Source organism: Pseudomonas gregormendelii (assembly GCF_017114825.1).
GTDB classification, from domain to species: domain Bacteria; phylum Pseudomonadota; class Gammaproteobacteria; order Pseudomonadales; family Pseudomonadaceae; genus Aquipseudomonas; species Aquipseudomonas gregormendelii.
Map to the genome: position 1 here is coordinate 44,133 of NZ_JADEVO010000016.1, position 17,350 is coordinate 61,482.

A 17,350-nucleotide genomic window follows, 5' to 3' on the forward strand; every position below is an offset into this window, starting at 1 on the left:
ACCCTAGAGAACAACCGCCATGCTCGTCAAACCCCGGGTCAGCCCACGCCTGACGTTACTTACAGCCTCAGGCGTTTGCTCACTGATCGTCCTCGACACCAACATCGTCGCCGTCACCTTGCCCACCATTGCCCGCGACCTGGGTGCCAATTTTGCCGACATCGAATGGGTAGTCAGCGCCTACATGCTGGCGTTCGCCGCCTTGTTGCTGCCGGCGGGCAGTATTGCCGACCGATTCGGCCGACAGAAAACCCTCCTGTGGGGCCTGGGCATTTTTATCCTGGCCTCTATCGGTTGCGGGGCCGCACCCAGCGCTTTGGTCCTGGACATCGCGCGGGCGATCAAGGGCGTTGGCGCAGCGCTGCTGCTGACCTCGGCCCTGGCGTCCATCGGCCATACATTTCACGATGAGGTCGAACGGGCCAAGGCCTGGGCGTTCTGGGGTGCCTGCATGGGCGTGGCGATGACAGCCGCACCGACCCTCGGCGGGCTGATCACGGAAACCATTGGCTGGCGCTGGATTTTCTACCTCAATCTGCCGGTGGGAGCGTTCCTGATGGTGATGGTGTGGCGCGCTGTTCCCGAATCGCGCGACCCGCAGTCCGCTCGTCTGGACCCTTGGGGGAGCCTGGCCTTCAGTGCCAGCCTGCTGTGCCTGATCTGGGGGCTGATCGAGGCCAACCGCATTGGCTGGAGCAATCCGCTGACCTACGCCCGGCTCATCGGCGGCGCTTTATTGATGGGGGCGTTTGTGCTCATCGAGCGCATGCAGCAAAGGCCGATGGTCGACCTGCAGCTGCTCCGCCATCCGCGGTTTATCGGCGCCCTGCTCGGCATGTTCGCCTACGCTGGTTGCGCCCAGGTAATGATGACGCTGCTACCGTTCTATCTGCAAAACGGCCTCGGCTTATCTGCCATAAGTTCGGGCCTGGGCATGTTGCCGTTTGCTGCGACCATGCTGATTTTCCCGAAGGTCGGTGCACGCCTGGCCACTAAATTTACGCCAGGCACGTTGATGGCGACCGGGCTGGCCCTGGTCGCCAGCGGCAACCTGTTGAGTGCGTTGGCGGTCAGCAGCGCCAGCTACCTGCCCTTCGCCCTGGCGATTGCAGTCACCGGCGCCGGCGCCGGATTACTCAATGGCGACACCCAGAAAAACATCATGGCGTGCGTGCCCCGCGAACGCACGGGGATGGCATCGGGCATGAGCACCACCATGCGCTTCAGCGCCATCGTCCTGGCAATCGGCGTGTACGGTGCCCTGCTGACGAGCCACTCCTCGCAGGTGTTGCAGGCCGAACTGACGAACCAGGGTCCGCAATGGCTGGAGCACACTCAAGGTATCAGCTCGCGAGTGGTCGCCGGGGACATGCCCGCAGCCATGAGCCTGCTGCCCGAGGCCGCTCGCACGTTGGTGGAGCCTCTGGCCCGGCAAGCATTCATCAGTGGCTTCAGCTTGTTACTGCTGGTTGCCGGGCTGTTGGCGGGATTGGGCGCGCTGGCAGTCGGCACCTTGATGCGTCATCCGATTCCGGTGCAGAGCGGCTTGTCCCTGAGCGCGAAATAAACAGGGGAGTCATGACCGGTATTGAGTTGTCCTCTTTTAACCCGAGGACAATTCATCGCTCGATTTTTGGAAAACGGAGTACCCCATGGCGAAAATCACCCTTGCCCAGCTACTGGCAACCACCCTTGAACAGGCCGGCGTCAAGCGCATCTGGGGCCTGACGGGCGACAGCCTCAACGGCCTGACCGAAGCGCTGCGCACCATGGACAGTATCGAGTGGATGCACGTGCGCCATGAGGAGGTCGCCGCCTTCGCCGCCGGTGCTGACGCGGCGGTCACTGGCGAACTGGCGGTGTGCGCCGGCAGTTGCGGGCCGGGTAATCTGCATTTGATCAACGGGTTGTTCGACTGCCACAGGAACCACGTGCCAGTGCTGGCAATTGCCGCCCAGATCCCATCGTCGGAGGTCGGCCTTAATTACTTTCAGGAAACCCATCCCCAGGAACTGTTCAAGGAGTGCAGCCATTTCGTCGAACTGGTGAGCAACCCGGCGCAGATGCCCCAGGTGCTGCACCGGGCGATGCGCAGCGCAATCCTCAACCGCGGCGTGGCGGTGGTGGTGATTCCCGGTGACGTGGCGTTGCAGGAAGTTGACGACGCCTTCAAGCCCTGGCCCGCGCTCGCCCAACCCCGCATCCTGCCGGCGCCCCATGACCTCGATCGACTGGTCGAGCTATTGAGCCAAAGCAAGGCCGTTACCCTGATGTGCGGAGCCGGCTGCGCGGGCGCCCATGATCAGGTGGTGGCCTTGGCCGACGCCCTTGGCGCGCCAGTGGTGCATGCCTTGCGCGGCAAGGAACACGTGGAGTGGGACAACCCGTTCGACGTAGGCATGACCGGCCTGATCGGTTTCAGCTCCGGTTACCACGCCATGCTCAACTGCGACACCCTAGTGATGCTCGGCACCGACTTTCCCTATCGCCAGTTCTATCCCACCGACGCAACCATCATCCAGATCGACCACGACCCGCAGGCCCTCGGGCGGCGCACGGCCCTGGACCTGGGCATAGTCGCCGACGTCAGCGAGACGCTCGCGGCCCTGTTGCCACGCCTGCCCTATCGGGCTGATCGAAGCTTCCTGGAGTCATCACTCAAGCACTACGCAAAAGCCCGTCAGGGCCTGGATGACCTGGCCCAGCCGTCGGCGCCAGGGCGTCCGATCCACCCGCAGTACCTGACCCGCCTGCTCAGTGAACTGGCGGATGAAGACGCGATCTTCACGGCTGACGTCGGCACGCCAACGGTGTGGGCTGCACGCTACCTGAAGATGAATGGCCAACGGCGCCTGCTCGGCTCCTTCAACCACGGTTCTATGGCCAACGCGATGCCGCAAGCGATCGGCGCACAGGCAGCCTTCCCTGACCGCCAGGTGATTTCCCTGTCGGGTGACGGTGGTTTCAGCATGCTGATGGGGGATTTCATTTCCCTGGCGCAACTCAGGTTGCCAGTGAAAATCATCGTCTATGACAACGCCTCCCTGGGCTTTGTCGCGATGGAAATGAAGTCCAGCGGGCTGCTGGATACGGGCACCGACCTGCACAATCCGGATTTCGCGGCGATGGCCAACGCGATGGGCATCCTCGGGATTCGCGTCGAGGCCAGCGAAGATCTGGACGCGGCATTGCGTCGGGCGCTGGCGCATGACGGGCCGGTACTGGTGGACGTGGTGACCGCAACCCAGGAACTGGCCATGCCGCCGACCATCAAACTAGAGCAGGCCAAGGGTTTCAGTTTGTACATGCTCAAGGCGGTGATGAGCGGGCGCGGGGATGAGGTGATCGAGTTGGCGCGGACTAATCTGTTTCGTTGAGGGCCGGTTACGCCCTGTAGGAGCTGGCTTGCCAGCGATGGTCGTAAACGATGACATGGGGCGGCGGGATGAACCGGTAAAGGCCACGAGATTAAAAGATCGCAGCCTCGTTTCTCTCGGCAGCTCCTACAGGGGGACAAGTTCGTCGATGTGGCGGTAGTCGATGGTTAACTCTGCGGCCAATTGCTTCGCTCGTGCCAAGCGAATCGGGCCGCGCTCTATGTCGATCAGCAGCCCGGGGCACTTGAGCGACGACAGTATCGGCCACTCCTTCAACCGCCCATCGGTGACTAGCAATAGCCGCTGTTGCTCGGCGGGCAAGCGCTTTTGCCGCGTAGCTAACCATTGTTCCGCCTCGGACAGTGCTGCCAGCAAAGGTGTGCCGCCTCCGGCACCCAATTGATCCAGCCAGGCGTGCAAACCGCTGGACGCCTTTAAACCTTGTACCTGCCAGCTCGGGGTCGTACCGCTGGCGGTCAGCAACGCCAGCCGCGCACGCTGGCGATAGGCGTCATCGAACACCTGCGCGAGCAAACCCTTGGCATCACTCAGTGCCTGGTGGCGACGAGTGGACGCAGAGGCATCGACGATCACCAGCCACAGTTCATGGGGCGAGCGAGTGCGTGCCTGAAATTGCAAGTCATCACGCTGGCGCGGTCGCCCATTGAGCAAGGTGCCTGGCCAGTTGACCGAACCTTCGCGCGTCACCCGCTGCGGGCCTTGCTTGCCGCTGTCGAGATGTCCGGCGCGGGCTTTGGCATTCGCCCCTGCTGCAGATCGAGGGCGAATGCCTAGGGCTTTTTTGGCCAGCTCGGCACTTCGCGGCGAGCGCCAGTCGGCAGTGCCTGGGCGGGCATTTCGCCCCATTGGCCCTGCCCTTCCCCTGGCTGCGAACCCTGGCTTGTGGGTGGCTGGCTGGCTTGCGGCGCGGGTGGTGTGTGTTCGCGCCGACGATGGCGCAAGGCGAACTCGGCAACCGCTTCAATATCTTCTTCGCCTATCCATTGTGCACCGCGCCAGGCCGCGTGGGCCCGGGCGGCACGCAACCAGACGAGATCAGCGCGCAAGCCATCGACGCCGGCAGCGAAGCAGCGCTCAGTGATTTTGCCCAAGGCCTGGTCATCCAGAGGAATGCTGGCCAGTACACTCCGGGCCTGCTCACAACGCTCGCGCAAGGCGTGCTGGGCGGCTTCCCATTCGGCGCAAAACGCCGCGGGATCATGATCAAACGCCAGGCGCCGGCGAATGATTTCGCCGCGTTCGGTGGGTACAGTGTGGCCACCGAGCGCAACGTTCAGGCCGAAGCGATCGAGCAACTGCGGACGCAGCTCACCTTCTTCAGGGTTCATGGTGCCGATCAGGACGAATTTCGCCGAATGCCGATGGGAGATGCCATCGCGTTCTATCAGGTTGATGCCGCTGGCCGCCACGTCGAGCAACAGGTCCACCAGGTGATCGGGCAGCAGGTTGACTTCATCGACATACAATACGCCGCCGTCGGCCTTGGCCAGGACGCCTGGCGAAAATCGCGCGCGGCCTTCATTCAGTGCCGCATCAAGATCGAGGGTACCGACCAGGCGCTCTTCTGTCGCACCCAGCGGCAGCGTGACGAACAGGCCGCTGGCGAGCAGGTCCGCCAGGCCCCGGGCCAGGGTGGACTTGGCCATACCCCGGGGGCCTTCGATCAATACGCCGCCGATCTTCGGGTCGATGGCGGTGAGGCACAGGGCGAGCTTCAGATCGTCGGCGCCGACCACGGCGGATAAAGGAAAATGCGGTGTTTCAGTCATTAGTCAGTCTCGGTCATGGTCGCAGTATCGCGAGCAGGCTCACTCCTACAGGGGGGGTAATTGCAGTCTCAAGTATATTCTTCAATGTCCAGCAGCAGATTCTCCAGCGCCTCCTGGTACTCGCCGGGCTCTTTCCACATGCCGCGCTGCTGCGCCTCGAGCATGCGCTCGGTCATGTCGCGCAGGGCATGGGGATTGTGCTCGCGCACAAACTCGCGGGTCGCCGGGTCCAGCAGGTAAGCATCGGCGAGCAACGCGTACTGGTGATCGTCAATCAACTGCGTGGTGGCGTCGAAGGCGAACAGGTTGTCGACCGTCGCCGCCATTTCGAACGCGCCTTTATAACCGTGGCGCTTCACCCCGTCGATCCACTTGGGATTGGCTGCGCGGGAGCGAATAACCCGGTTGAGTTCTTCCTTGAGGGTGCGGATTTTCGGCAGGTCGGGCTGGCTGTGATCGCCGTGATAACTGGCCGCCGCTTCCCCGCTCAGGCTTTCGACGGCAGCGAGCATACCGCCCTGGAACTGATAGTAGTCGTTGGAATCGAGCAAATCGTGCTCACGGTTGTCCTGGTTTTGCACCACGGCCTGGACCTGACTCAGGCGCTGGGCGAACTGTTCCCGGGCAGCCGTTCCTTCGTCTGAACCGCCATAGGCGTAGCCGCCCCAGTTGAGGTAAACCTCGGCCAGGTCTTCGCGGCTCTGCCACAAGCGATCCTCGACCGCGCCCTGCACGCCAGCACCATAGGCCCCCGGTTTCGCCCCGAAAATACGCCACCCGGCCTGGCGGCGCGCAGCCTCCTGGTCAAGCCCCGCCAGCAACAGGGTTTCCCGCTCGGCACGCACCTTGGCAGCCAGTGGATTGAGGTCGTCGGGCTCGTCGAGTTCGGCAACCGCTTGCACGGCGGCATCGAACAGTCGGATCAGATTGGCGAACGCGTCGCGGAAGAACCCGGACACCCGCAACGTGACGTCCACCCGTGGGCGGTCCAGCAGGCTCACTGGCAAAATTTCAAAGTCGTCAACCCGCTGGCTGCCGGTGGCCCACACCGGCCGCACGCCCATCAAGGCCATCGCCTGGGCGATATCGTCGCCACCGGTGCGCATGGTCGCGGTGCCCCAGACCGACAGGCCGATCTGGCGCAGGTGATCGCCGTGGTCTTGCAGATGGCGCTCAAGGATCAGGTTGGCCGACTGGAAGCCGATGCGCCAGGCGGTGGTAGTCGGCAGGTTGCGTACGTCCACCGAATAGAAGTTGCGGCCCGTGGGCAGCACGTCCAGTCGTCCCCGGCTGGGTGCACCGCTTGGGCCGGCAGGGACGAAGCGGCCGTTCAACGCATCGAGCAGACCGCGCATCTCTGCCGGGCCGCAAGCGTCCAGGCGGGGGGCGACGGCTTCGCGCAGGTGGTCGAGGATGGCCGATACTTGCGCCCAGTTCTCACCTTGCGGGAGCGAATACGGTGTGTCAGGCAAATCAAGTTTGGCTGACACTGCGCTCCCACAGGTGGTTTGCTCGATCAGTTGCGTGGCGAACAGTTCCAGGCGTTCGCGGGTGTCGCCCGCCGTGCGCCATGTATCATCATTGATGGATTGCAGTTCAATGGGACGCGGCCCGGTCCACGGCTCGGCCAATGCACAGTCCAGCGGATCAAAGCCCAATTCGAACGCCTTCGCCAGCGCCCGCAGCACGCTCGACTGGGCACCGCGTCCATCGCCACGAGGAATACGCAGCAACGCCAGCAAGGTGTCGATGCGCAGCCGACCGCTCGGCGACTCGCCGAAGATGTGCAGGCCGTCGCGGATCTGCGACTCCTTCAGATCACACAGATAAGTATCCAGGCGCGGCAGCCAGATGGCCGCGTCGGCATCACTGTCCAGCTGTTCGTCCAGCTGCAGCTCTCGGTCGATATGGCTGTCGCGCACCAGTTGCAGGATGTCGCGCTGCAGCTCCCGCGCCCGACGGGGGTCGAGCAGCTGCGCATCGTAGTACTCGTCGGCGAGCAGTTCCAGGTTGCGCAGCGGGCCATAGGTTTCGGCGCGGGTCAGCGGCGGCATCAGGTGATCGATGATCACGGCCTGGGTGCGCCGCTTGGCTTGGGCGCCCTCGCCCGGGTCATTGACGATGAAGGGATAGATGTTCGGCAACGGCCCGAGCAGCGCATCCGGCCAGCAATGCTGCGACAGCCCGACACCCTTGCCCGGAAGCCATTCGAGGTTGCCATGCTTGCCGACGTGAATCACACCGTGGGCACCGTAGGTGTTGCGCAACCAGAAATAGAACGCGAGATAGCCGTGCGGCGGCACCAGGTCCGGGTCGTGGTACACCGCGCTAGGGTCAACCTGATACCCCCGAGCCGGTTGAATGCCGACAAAGGTCAGGCCAAAACGCAGGCCGGCGATCATCATCCGGCCGCTGCGGAACATCGGATCCTTTTCTGGCGCCCCCCAACGCTGCAGCACGGCCAGCCGGTTGGCCTCAGGCAGCGCGTTGAACATCGCCAGGTAGTCATCCAGCCCGAGGCTTTGCTGGCATGGACGCTGATCAATAGTGTCGAGGTCATTGCTGACGCCGCCGAGCAGTTGCTGGATCAGCGCGGTGCCGCTTTCCGGCAGTTGATCCGGCAGCGGATAACCTTCCTGGCGCAGCGCGCGCAGGATATTCAGCGCCGCCGCCGGCGTATCGAGCCCGACTCCATTGCCGATGCGACCATCGCGGGTCGGGTAGTTGGCCAGGATCAGCGCAATGCGTTTTTCGCGGTTGGGTACTCGGGCCAGATCGGTCCAACGCCGCGCCAGTTCAGCGACGAAATCCATTCGTTCGGGCTGCGCGCGGTAGCACACCACGTCCGACTGGCTGCGCTCGCTGCGCCACGCCAGGTCCTTGAAGCTGATCGGTCGGCTGATGATCCGCCCGTCCAGTTCCGGCAGCGCAATGTGCATGGCCAGGTCCCGCGGGCCGAGACCCTGGTCGCTGGCTTGCCAACCGGCCTCGTTATCCTGGGCGCAAATGGCCTGGATCACCGGAATATTGCGGCGAAACGGCCGGATATGCGGCGCTTCGGGACTCGACTGGGCAAAGCCGGTAGTGTTGAGAATTACCGAGGCGCTGACTTCGTCCAGCCAGTCCTCGACCACCGCCAGGCAGCCGGGTTCTTTCAGGCTGGCCACGGCAATCGGCAGCGGGTTCAACCCCGCCGGCTGCAGGCGCTGGCAGAAAATATCGATGAAGGCGGTATTGGCCGCCTGCAGGTGCGAGCGATAAAACAGCACAGCGGCCACGGGCTGTCCGGCCTGCCAGTCGGCTTGCCAATCGGCTAGTACAGCTGGGCTTCGCTGCGGATGGTAGATCGCCGTGCGCGGCAAAGCCTGCGGCTCCGCCCAGGGGTAGTCGCGTTCCAGCCAACGACTGGCCAGGCAGCGAAAGAAATCCAGGGCATTGCCCAGACCGCCCTGGCGTAGAAACTGCCAGAGCCGGTCGCGGTCTTCGGCGCCCACGGTACTGAGGTCGCTGAGTTCCGGGTCGGGACGGTCATCGCCTGGCACCAGAATCAGTTGCACGCCACGTTCGGACAATTGCACCAGGCGCTCGACGCCATAACGCCAATAGGCGATGCCGCCGTGCAGCGAGATCAGAATCACCTTGGCATGGCGCAGCACTTCATCGACATACAGGTCGACCGAGGCATGATTCTGCACCTGCATCGGGTTGGCCAGGCGCACGCTTGGATAGTCGTCGGGCAACTGTTGCGCGGCTTCGGCGAGCAACGCCAGGCTGGAGTCGCCGCTGCACAGGATCACCAGCTCCGCAGGGGTCTGTCCAAGATCGGCAATATTGTCATCCGAAACGAAACCGCCGGGCTGGGTCCTGAGCAGGTGCATGGCTTATACGCTGAGCGCGGCGCGCAGTTGTGCTTCGAGTTGCGCGGCGTCCAGCTCCTGGCCGATCAGCACCAGGCGGGTGGTGCGCGCTTCATCGGCGCCCCATTGACGGTCGAAATGCTTGTCGAAACGCGTGCCCACGCCCTGGATCAGCAGGCGCATCGGTTTGTTCGCAATAGCTGCGAAACCCTTGACCCGCAGGATGCCGTGCTTGACTACGAGTTGCGTCAGGGCGTCCAGCAGCAGGCTTTCATCCGCCTGGGGCAGTTCGATGGAGATCGAATCGAAGGCGTCGTGATCGTGATCGTCTTCACCTTCGTGGTGATGATCGTGATGGCTGTGACGGCTGTCGATGTGTTCTTCGGAACCGGCACCCAGGCCAATCAGCACGTCCAGGGGCACACGACCGCTACTGGCTTCGATGACCTTGACCGCCGGCGGCAGTTCCTCGGCGACTTCCAGGCGCACCCGGGCCAGGTCTTGCGGGCTGATCAGGTCGGCCTTGTTGAGGATGACCAGGTCGGCGCTGGCCAACTGGTCGGCGAACAGTTCGTGCAGTGGCGATTCGTGATCCAGGTTCGGGTCGAGTTTGCGCTGGGCGTCAACCTGGTCAGGGAACGCAGCAAAGGTGCCCGCCGCCACGGCCGGACTGTCGACCACGGTGATCACGGCGTCGACGGTGCAGGCGCTGCGGATTTCCGGCCACTGGAAGGCTTGCACCAGGGGCTTGGGCAGGGCCAGCCCGGAGGTTTCAATCAGGATGTGGTCGAGGTCGGCGCGACGGGCCACCAACTCGCGCATCACCGGGAAGAACTCTTCCTGGACGGTGCAGCACAGGCATCCGTTGGCCAGTTCATAGACGCGGCCGCTGGCTTCTTCTTCAGTGCAACCGATGGAGCACTGCTTGAGGATTTCGCCATCGATACCCAGTTCGCCAAATTCGTTGACGATGACCGCGATGCGCCGGCCGTGGGCGTTGTCGAGCATGTGCCGCAGCAAGGTGGTCTTGCCCGAGCCAAGGAAGCCGGTAACGATGGTGACGGGAAGTTTGGCCAGTGTTTTCATCGGATGCCCTTTGGCAAGGTGGCGGGCATACGGGACGACAATCGCTGCGACTGAAGCGCGCGCGGGAGAGTTCGCCACCGGATCACCCCGCCCGGTTGTAGTGAGAATCTGTATCGAGGCAGGTCTCCTGGCTGACGGCGTGCCGGGCATGCAGCCTGGCATTCGCTGCGCCTTCCCGCGAACCCGTTGTACAGGGCTTGCAGTGGCGTGGCAGCGAACATCACCGTTCACAGTTGCGGGGGCAGCCGCGGCATTGACCGCGTTCCCTTCTTAGCTTCGGCCAACGCCGAAGAACCTCGAAAGCGCAAGGCTACGCATGGTATCGGGGCGGGTCAATGCTCCTGCGGTAAACGCTATCCCCTGCAGGAGCTGCCGAAGGTTGCGATCAGTTGATTGTGTCTGTCAAACAGCCAGATCAAAAGATCGCAGCCTCCGGCAGCTCCTACCGGGGCCAACCCCCAATTGAGAACCTCTGCCAATTGACGCCAAACCCCGCCTCATGCTCTCCTACGCAACTTGTTACGGGTGCCCTTCACAGGGTGAAACGGGAAACCGGTGAATCATGTGCTTTACTAGAAGCTCATGTCAGTCCGGTGCTGCCCCCGCAACGGTAAGCGAGCGAAGAGTCAGATCCACTGTGCCAGCAGTACGGCATGGGAAGGCGACTATTGCAGGTACAGGCGCAAGCCCGCACCCCTCGCGAGCCCGGAGACCGGCCCGCAACGCATGGCGAACATCAGGTTCGCTGACCAACAAACCCGCGGTGGGCGGGCGCTGTTTGAGCTTCGGCGTGCCCGTTCGCAGGAGTTTTCCATGCGCTCCATAACCCCGCTGACAGACCAGAGGGAAGCGCCATGTCGACCATCAGCACCACCGGTAGCCGTACCACCAGCAGTACCACGACCCTGACCCAACGCCTGACCGCCGCTGTTTTCGCGTCGATCCTGGGCGCCGGCCTGGTGTATTTCGCCGGTTTCTCGCACATTGAGGCGGTGCACAACGCGGCGCACGATACCCGTCACAGCTCCGCGTTCCCGTGCCACTGAGACCTGCCCAGATGATCAAGCGTATCGCGCAAACCGCAGGTTTTACCGGGTTGCTGGCCGCCCTGCTGCTGACCCTGCTGCAAAGCCTCTGGGTCTCTCCGCTGATTCTGCAGGCGGAAACCTACGAACAATCCGAACCTGCCACGGTTCAAATCCACGAACACGCAGCCGGCGCTACCGCAGCGCACAGCCACGACGCTGAAGCCTGGGAACCGGAAAACGGTTGGCAGCGCCTGCTGTCGACAACTGGCGGCAACTTGGTGGTCGCCGTGGGTTTCGCCCTGATGCTGGCCGGCCTCTACACCCTGCGCGCGCCAACTCGCACGTCCCAGGGCCTGCTCTGGGGCCTGGCCGGCTACGCGACCTTCGTCCTGGCGCCAACCCTCGGCCTGCCCCCTGAATTGCCGGGCACTGCAGCGGCGGACCTGACTCAACGGCAGATCTGGTGGATGGGTACAGCCGCTTCCACAGCGGTCGGTATTGCGTTGATCGTCTTCAGCCGTCACTGGCTGATGAAGGTCCTTGGCGTGGCGATCCTGGCCGTGCCACACGTGATCGGAGCACCACAACCCCAGGTGCATTCGATGCTCGCGCCAGAGGCATTGGAAACCCAGTTCAAGATTGCTTCACAGTTGACCAACGTGGCGTTCTGGCTGGCACTCGGCCTGATCAGCGCCTGGCTGTTCCGGCGCAAAAATCCTGATCAATACCCGGCATGACCCAAGCTGGCAAAGTGCCGACGCTGGTCGTCGGCCTTGGCTGCCAGCGTGGCTGCCCTCTCAGCACGCTGCGGGCGCTGCTGGACCAGGCGCTGCAGGCCCACTCTATCGAGCTCGAGCAGATCAGTGCCCTGGCGAGCATTGACCTCAAGCGAGAAGAGCCAGGCCTGATTGAGCTCGGCGTCCAGCTTGGGCTTGAGGTGCAGTTTTTCAGCAGTGAGGCACTGGCCAGGTATCAGGGCCAGCTCAGCCATCACTCGGACATCGCTTTCGAACGTACCGGCTGCTATGGAATCGCTGAAAGCGCTGCCCTCGCCCTGGCCGAACAGCTAACCCGCACCCCGGCAAAACTGTTGATTTCACGACAAAAATACGCCCAGGCCACCCTCGCGTTGGCCCGCGCCGTTTAAAACCCCCGATAATCCCATGCCTGATCATGAGCAATCTTCATCTGAAGCCTGCCCATGTCGCTTTTTCACAGGATACGACGATGACCGTTTACTTCATCGGCGCCGGCCCCGGCGACCCGGAACTGATCACCGTCAAAGGCCAGCGCCTGATTCGCAGCTGCGCCGTCATCATTTACGCCGGCTCGCTGGTGCCCGCCGCCGTGCTCGAAGGCCATCATGCTGAACAGGTGGTCAACAGTGCCGAATTGCACCTGGAACAGATCATCGAACTGATCAAGGCTGCCCACGCCAAGGGCCAGGATGTGGCGCGGGTGCATTCCGGCGATCCGAGCCTGTATGGCGCCATCGGCGAGCAGATTCGCCACCTGCGCGAGCTGGGTATCCCTTTTGAGATCATTCCCGGGGTGACGGCCACGGCAGCCTGTGCCGCGCTCTTGGGTGCTGAATTGACCCTGCCGGACGTTTCCCAGAGCGTGATTCTGACCCGCTACGCCGACAAGACGGCGATGCCGGCCGGTGAAGAACTGGCCAGCCTGGCACAACATGGCGCGACCATGGCGATCCATCTGGGGGTCAGCCACCTGCGCAAGATCGTGTTCGAATTAATCCCGCATTACGGTGCCGACTGCCCGATCGCGGTGATTCACCGGGCCACCTGGCCTGACCAGGATTGGGTGGTGGGGACTTTGGCAGATATTGCCGGGAAGGTTGAAGCCAAGGGTTTCCGGCGTACAGCGCTGATTCTGGTGGGTCGGGTGTTGGGCAGTGATCAGTTCAGCGAGTCTTCGCTGTATCGTGCGGGGCATGCGCATCTGTACAGGCCCCAAGAATAGAAGGTCTTTTGGCTTCAGGCATAAAAAAACGGCACTCACGGGTGCCGTTTTTTTGCTTGCGCAGCGAACACCTTACTTAGTAGTAGGCGTTTTCTTTCTGCGTATGGTCAGTCACATCGCGCACGCCCTTGAGCTCCGGCACACGCTCGAGCAAGGTGCGCTCGATGCCTTCGCGCAAGGTCACGTCTGCCTGGCCGCAGCCCTGGCAACCGCCACCAAACTTGAGGACGGCGATGCCGTCGTCGACCACATCGATCAGGCTGACCTGGCCGCCGTGGCTGGCGAGGCCCGGGTTGATCTCGGTTTGCAGGTAGTAGTTGATGCGCTCGTTGATCGGGCTGTCGGCGTTGACCATTGGCACCTTGGCGTTGGGTGCCTTGATGGTCAACTGGCCACCCATGCGGTCGGTGGCGTAGTCGACTACCGCGTCGTCCAGGAACGCTTCGCTGAACGAATCGATGTAAGCGGTGAAGCTCTTGAGCCCCAGCGCCGTGTCTTCAGGTTTTTCTTCGCCCGGCTTGCAGTAGGCAATGCAGGTTTCGGCGTACTGGGTGCCGGGCTGGGTGATAAAGACGCGAATGCCGATACCCGGGGTGTTCTGCTTGGAGAGCAGATCAGCCAGATAATCGTGGGCGGCGTCAGTGATGGTAATAGCGGTCATGGAAACTCCTCGCAGGCTTGGGCGCAGTTTACGCCAATCAACGCGCGGGACAAAGTCCTAGTATTTTTGTCGGGAAAGAGCCGGCGACGGTTGAGCCTCGGTTTTGCCATCAACACGCTGTTTAAGCCACTGATAGCTGGATTTTTCCACCCAGTGGTAGCTGGCCCAGGAACCCACGGCGATCGCCAGCACGCACAGCACAAACATGACGTAGGGGTTCACGCCATACCGTTGTGCGATAAAACCACCGGCGGACAGCACCAGCACATGCATCAGGTACACCGAGTAGGAACAATCGCCTAATAGCTTGAGCGTTCGATTGTGTTCAAAGAAACGCTCAAGCGCCATGCACGCCATGACCAGCACCGCGCTTGGCAGGCCCCAGACCACAAAGCGCGGTTGCGGGGGCGAATGGTAGATCATCAGTAACGCGCCGCTGATGCCCACCAGTGGCAGCCACAGGCCCGGGCGGATCCAGCCGCGGCGGTACAGCATGCCGATGGCGATACCCAGCAGGAACTCATAGACGATGTCCGAGCGATAGAACTGGCTGACCCAGCCATAACCCGTCCATGCCTGGCACACCGCGAACAACAACGCCCCGACCACCAGCAGCCTGACCTGCAGGCGGAACAACAGCGCCCAGGCGAACAGCACGTAGAAGAGCATTTCGTAGTTGAGGGTCCAGCCGACATTGAGTGTCGGATAAATGCCGTAGCCGCCGGGGTTTTCGCTGGGAACGAACAGCAGGGACAGGAGGAAGTGCGACCAGTCAACGGTCTGGTCTGGTAGCACCGGCTTGGCGAACACCACCAGTAGCGCCATCAACAGGGTGTAGAACCAGTAGGCCGGAACGATGCGAAACAGTCGATACAACAGGAATTTTCCGGGCGGCAGTGCTTTGCCTTCGGTGGACAGAAAGATCACCAGGCCGCTGATCACAAAGAAAATATCAACGCCCACCGCGCCCTTGTCGATGAACATCTGCCCGATCGGGCCACGGGCCTTGAAGTCGAAGAATATCTGCATGAAATGGTGGCAAACCACCGTCCAGGCGGCCAGGGCGCGTAATGCCTGTACAGAAATCAGCATTGATTGCCCTCCGTTGAACATCCACAAACCACCGCAATCGACCTGTGGGAGCGAGCAGGCTCGCTGCCACAGGTACATAAGTGTGCCCTTTAGATCGGACAACGGCGCGCCGACAAAGGTCTATCAAAGATTCTCGTAGCGGTTCATGTCCAGCACGCCCTCTTCCTCCGGCTGGGTCTCGTGCACATACCGGCTCAGGTCGTGAAAGTACTGCCAGAACTGCGGATGGCTGCGGCGGATGCCCCAGCGCTCGATGATTATCTCCAGGCGGTTGGCGTCCTTGGCATTCTCCATGGCATCAACGAAAGCTGGCACCTGGTCGGCAGGAATGTTGAAGATGAAATTCGGATAGCTGCTCAGCACACCTGGAAAAATGGTCAGGGTGTCCAGGCCGGGTTGATAACGCAGTGACTCGCCCAGGAGAAACGCGACGTTGCTGTGGGCGCGATTGCGCAGCAGGCTGTAGACCTCACGCTGACCGCTGGCACTCTGCACGCGCAACAGGGTGGCTTCCGGCAACAGGTCGATGACCCTCAGCCCGGCGGCCGGGCGCGAGGTCAAGCGGCTCAAGGCTTGATCGGCATTCTGCAAGTCCGGGTCGATGTTGGGGCGCGAGCAATACGCACCGTCACAGCGATTGATCGGGTCGGGGCTGGCGTTGAGGTCGCCGTAGCGGGCCAGCAACTGCCGGGCAAAGTCACGCTTGGGGTCCTTTTCATCGAGCTTGAGCGCAGTGTCCTTGTCGTCGTCGATGCTCTCGTAATCCAGCCACATTTTGATTTTACCGCTGTTCTGGTACCAGTCGTCGAGGTAGCCCTCCCGGGAATCGGCGGGCATCAGGCGCAGGAAATTCTGCTCGGCGCCATTGCGGATCAGGTCGAAATACAGCCGCGTCTGCGCCTGGTGCGACACGTTGCCGAACACGTCGAAGTTGACCGCCAGCTGGTAATAGGTGCGTTCCAGCAGCGGATAATCGAACAGCCACATCGTTTGCGGCACTTCGCCAATCAAGCCCTTGGTCACCGACGCGCTGTCGAAATGGCGGAAGATACTCAGCAGCGCATTGTCATTGCCCGCCCACAGCGTCGACCAGCTCGGCGCCGGCGCGTCGGCATAACTGTCGCGGCGCAAGGCTTCGTACTCATTGCGTTTATTGCGGTAGTCGTGCCACAGGGTCAGCACACTGCCGACTTCATCGTCCTGCCCGGGCATCGCCAGCAGCGGCGTGGCCTGGCCGCGATAGTTGGGGTCGGTGATGTAGAGGTCGTGCTCCGGCGCCTGGAACAGTGCCCAGAAGTTATCGCGGATCACGTCGGTGGCAATCTGGCCACGGCACACCGGACCGCGAATAAAGGTGCGCACGAAGTACTCGGCGTTATCGAGCATGAACTGATAGCGCGCCTGGGCCGGGATCGCTTCGAAGGTACTGAACGGATTGGCCCGCCGTTCAGGGCCATAGCCGGGCAAGGCGTTGACCTGCCAGTTACCGGTGTAGAAAAGGCTCTTGACCCGGGCCATCTTCGGCGCGCTCAACGGGTAGCTGATGTGAGTCTTGTGCACGATCACCCCTTGCACGGGCCGCAGGCGGTAATACACCTGGGTCCCGGGATCGTCGTTGGGACGACGGGTCTTGATCAGGTCGATGGGCTGGCCGGTGGGTGTTCGCGAGCGCACCCACTGGAAAAAGTGCCCGGGCTCGCCGTCCTTGAAGTACAGGTGGGCCAGGAACCAGTGTTCGAACAACCAGCGCCCCACCAGGCTTTCCCGGGCACCCGGCGCATTGAGCAGGTTTTCCCACTGCAGCACCTGCAATGCTTCCCGGGCGGACGGCTGCAGGCCCTGCTCATCAATGGGCGCGCCCGAGGCCAGCCAGCGTTGCAGCGTCTGGTATTGCTGGTCGGTCAGGCCTGTCACTGCAAGCGGCATGCCCTCTTTGGGGTGGGCACCGGCGTAGCCGTCGAATTCGCCCGGCATGGCACACATGTTGGCCCGGTTCAGGCCAAGCGCGATCTCCTCGGGCAGTTTGGCATTGGGCTGCAACGGCGTGCGGTGGCCCAGTTCCAGCATCCGCGCCATCAGGGAAGCCTGGCTCGCCTGGGCGTCGAGCACCGAATAGAAGCCCTTCTGCTGCCAGGCCTGCTTGCCGAACGCATCGTAATACAGCCGGGTTGGCGCGGCCGCGCTGGTGCGTTCGCCGTCGTAGACCGGGGTCTTGCTGGCGCCCCGTGCCGCGCCCTCGCCGCTGCCCAGGTTCAACTGACAGGCGGCGTCATTGCAGGCGTGGCAGGCTACGCACTTTTCGGTGAAGATCGGTTGAATATCCCGGGTATAGGAAATGGCCGGCTCCTGCGCCGCAGCGCCCCAGCTCAAACACAGCACAATCATGCTGGTGACGAAGCGATACGACATGTCCCTGGTCCCGATCATGAGAAAACGCCGCGATTCTACCGGCACGGGGCTATCACCAACATGAGCGATA

At 62.5% G+C, this 17,350-nt stretch carries 13 protein-coding genes and 2 riboswitches; of the genes, 6 read left to right on the plus strand and 7 right to left on the minus strand.

Annotated features, from left to right (window positions below; all coding sequences use genetic code 11):
* The first annotated feature begins 19 nt into the window (after positions 1-19).
* Both IMW75_RS13130 and poxB read left to right on the plus strand, forming a co-directional pair.
* The gene (locus IMW75_RS13130) at positions 20-1,567 is read left to right on the plus strand and encodes an MFS transporter (protein ID WP_205892844.1); all 1,548 of its coding nucleotides are present in this window, start codon (positions 20-22) and stop codon (positions 1,565-1,567) included.
* 85 nt (positions 1,568-1,652) lie between these two features.
* Positions 1,653-3,377, plus strand: coding sequence for a ubiquinone-dependent pyruvate dehydrogenase (poxB, locus tag IMW75_RS13135; RefSeq protein ID WP_045057571.1), 1,725 nt, complete (start codon positions 1,653-1,655; stop codon positions 3,375-3,377).
* A gap of 126 nt (positions 3,378-3,503) precedes the next feature.
* On the opposite strand, the gene IMW75_RS13140 is transcribed toward poxB, so the two are convergent.
* The 4 genes from IMW75_RS13140 to cobW all read right to left on the minus strand — a co-directional run bounded on the left by IMW75_RS13140 (position 3,504) and on the right by cobW (position 10,110).
* The gene (locus tag IMW75_RS13140) at positions 3,504-4,244 is read right to left on the minus strand and encodes a vWA domain-containing protein (RefSeq protein WP_205892845.1); all 741 of its coding nucleotides are present in this window, start codon (positions 4,242-4,244) and stop codon (positions 3,504-3,506) included.
* A complete protein-coding gene (locus IMW75_RS13145) occupies positions 4,169-5,167 on the minus strand; it encodes a magnesium chelatase ATPase subunit I (RefSeq protein WP_205892846.1) in 999 nt (332 codons plus the stop codon). The genes IMW75_RS13140 and IMW75_RS13145 overlap by 76 nt, the downstream gene beginning before the upstream one ends.
* A gap of 68 nt (positions 5,168-5,235) precedes the next feature.
* Positions 5,236-9,045 carry a cobaltochelatase subunit CobN gene (gene cobN, locus IMW75_RS13150; RefSeq protein WP_205892847.1) on the minus strand — a complete coding sequence of 1,270 codons (3,810 nt, stop codon included), beginning with the start codon at positions 9,043-9,045 and terminating at the stop codon, positions 5,236-5,238.
* Positions 9,046-9,048: 3 nt separating this feature from the next.
* A complete protein-coding gene (cobW, locus tag IMW75_RS13155) occupies positions 9,049-10,110 on the minus strand; it encodes a cobalamin biosynthesis protein CobW (protein WP_209012806.1) in 1,062 nt (353 codons plus the stop codon).
* Positions 10,111-10,210: 100 nt separating this feature from the next.
* A riboswitch (cobalamin riboswitch) is annotated at positions 10,211-10,424 on the minus strand.
* A gap of 192 nt (positions 10,425-10,616) precedes the next feature.
* Positions 10,617-10,845, plus strand: a riboswitch (cobalamin riboswitch).
* Positions 10,846-10,964: 119 nt separating this feature from the next.
* On the opposite strand from cobW, the gene IMW75_RS13160 reads away from it, so the two are divergent.
* The 4 genes from IMW75_RS13160 to cobM all read left to right on the plus strand — a co-directional run bounded on the left by IMW75_RS13160 (position 10,965) and on the right by cobM (position 13,118).
* Complete coding sequence (locus IMW75_RS13160) at positions 10,965-11,156, plus strand: CbtB domain-containing protein (RefSeq protein ID WP_045057575.1); 192 nt, start codon at positions 10,965-10,967, stop codon at positions 11,154-11,156.
* 11 nt (positions 11,157-11,167) lie between these two features.
* On the plus strand, positions 11,168-11,875 hold the full coding sequence (locus IMW75_RS13165; RefSeq protein ID WP_045057576.1) for a CbtA family protein: 708 nt from the start codon (positions 11,168-11,170) through the stop codon (positions 11,873-11,875).
* Positions 11,872-12,285 (plus strand): cobalamin biosynthesis protein, encoded by a 414-nt coding sequence (locus IMW75_RS13170; protein ID WP_205892848.1) that lies wholly within the window; start codon positions 11,872-11,874, stop codon positions 12,283-12,285. The genes IMW75_RS13165 and IMW75_RS13170 overlap by 4 nt, the downstream gene beginning before the upstream one ends.
* Positions 12,286-12,365: 80 nt before the next feature.
* Entirely contained in the window at positions 12,366-13,118 is a 753-nt protein-coding gene (cobM, locus tag IMW75_RS13175) for a precorrin-4 C(11)-methyltransferase (protein WP_045057578.1), read from the plus strand.
* 76 nt (positions 13,119-13,194) lie between these two features.
* On the opposite strand, the gene nfuA is transcribed toward cobM, so the two are convergent.
* The 3 genes from nfuA to IMW75_RS13190 all read right to left on the minus strand — a co-directional run bounded on the left by nfuA (position 13,195) and on the right by IMW75_RS13190 (position 17,280).
* Positions 13,195-13,779: a Fe-S biogenesis protein NfuA gene (gene nfuA, locus IMW75_RS13180; RefSeq protein ID WP_045057579.1), complete on the minus strand. Its 585-nt coding sequence runs from the start codon at positions 13,777-13,779 to the stop codon at positions 13,195-13,197.
* 57 nt (positions 13,780-13,836) lie between these two features.
* Positions 13,837-14,871 (minus strand): acyltransferase family protein, encoded by a 1,035-nt coding sequence (locus IMW75_RS13185; protein WP_205892849.1) that lies wholly within the window; start codon positions 14,869-14,871, stop codon positions 13,837-13,839.
* Positions 14,872-14,994: 123 nt separating this feature from the next.
* Positions 14,995-17,280 carry a fatty acid cis/trans isomerase gene (locus IMW75_RS13190; protein WP_205892850.1) on the minus strand — a complete coding sequence of 762 codons (2,286 nt, stop codon included), beginning with the start codon at positions 17,278-17,280 and terminating at the stop codon, positions 14,995-14,997.
* Between the last annotated feature and the right edge of the window lie 70 nt (positions 17,281-17,350).

Coding starts and splice junctions, on each gene's coding strand:
- cobN (WP_205892847.1), bottom strand. CDS start 9,045: ATGCACCTGCTCAGGACCCAGCCCGGCGGTTTCGTTTCGGATGACAAT.
- poxB (WP_045057571.1), top strand. CDS start 1,653: ATGGCGAAAATCACCCTTGCCCAGCTACTGGCAACCACCCTTGAACAG.
- IMW75_RS13160 (WP_045057575.1), top strand. CDS start 10,965: ATGTCGACCATCAGCACCACCGGTAGCCGTACCACCAGCAGTACCACG.
- IMW75_RS13145 (WP_205892846.1), bottom strand. CDS start 5,167: ATGACTGAAACACCGCATTTTCCTTTATCCGCCGTGGTCGGCGCCGAC.
- IMW75_RS13170 (WP_205892848.1), top strand. CDS start 11,872: ATGACCCAAGCTGGCAAAGTGCCGACGCTGGTCGTCGGCCTTGGCTGC.
- IMW75_RS13165 (WP_045057576.1), top strand. CDS start 11,168: ATGATCAAGCGTATCGCGCAAACCGCAGGTTTTACCGGGTTGCTGGCC.
- cobM (WP_045057578.1), top strand. CDS start 12,366: ATGACCGTTTACTTCATCGGCGCCGGCCCCGGCGACCCGGAACTGATC.
- cobW (WP_209012806.1), bottom strand. CDS start 10,110: ATGAAAACACTGGCCAAACTTCCCGTCACCATCGTTACCGGCTTCCTT.
- IMW75_RS13130 (WP_205892844.1), top strand. CDS start 20: ATGCTCGTCAAACCCCGGGTCAGCCCACGCCTGACGTTACTTACAGCC.
- IMW75_RS13140 (WP_205892845.1), bottom strand. CDS start 4,244: ATGGGGCGAAATGCCCGCCCAGGCACTGCCGACTGGCGCTCGCCGCGA.
- IMW75_RS13190 (WP_205892850.1), bottom strand. CDS start 17,280: ATGTCGTATCGCTTCGTCACCAGCATGATTGTGCTGTGTTTGAGCTGG.
- IMW75_RS13185 (WP_205892849.1), bottom strand. CDS start 14,871: ATGCTGATTTCTGTACAGGCATTACGCGCCCTGGCCGCCTGGACGGTG.
- nfuA (WP_045057579.1), bottom strand. CDS start 13,779: ATGACCGCTATTACCATCACTGACGCCGCCCACGATTATCTGGCTGAT.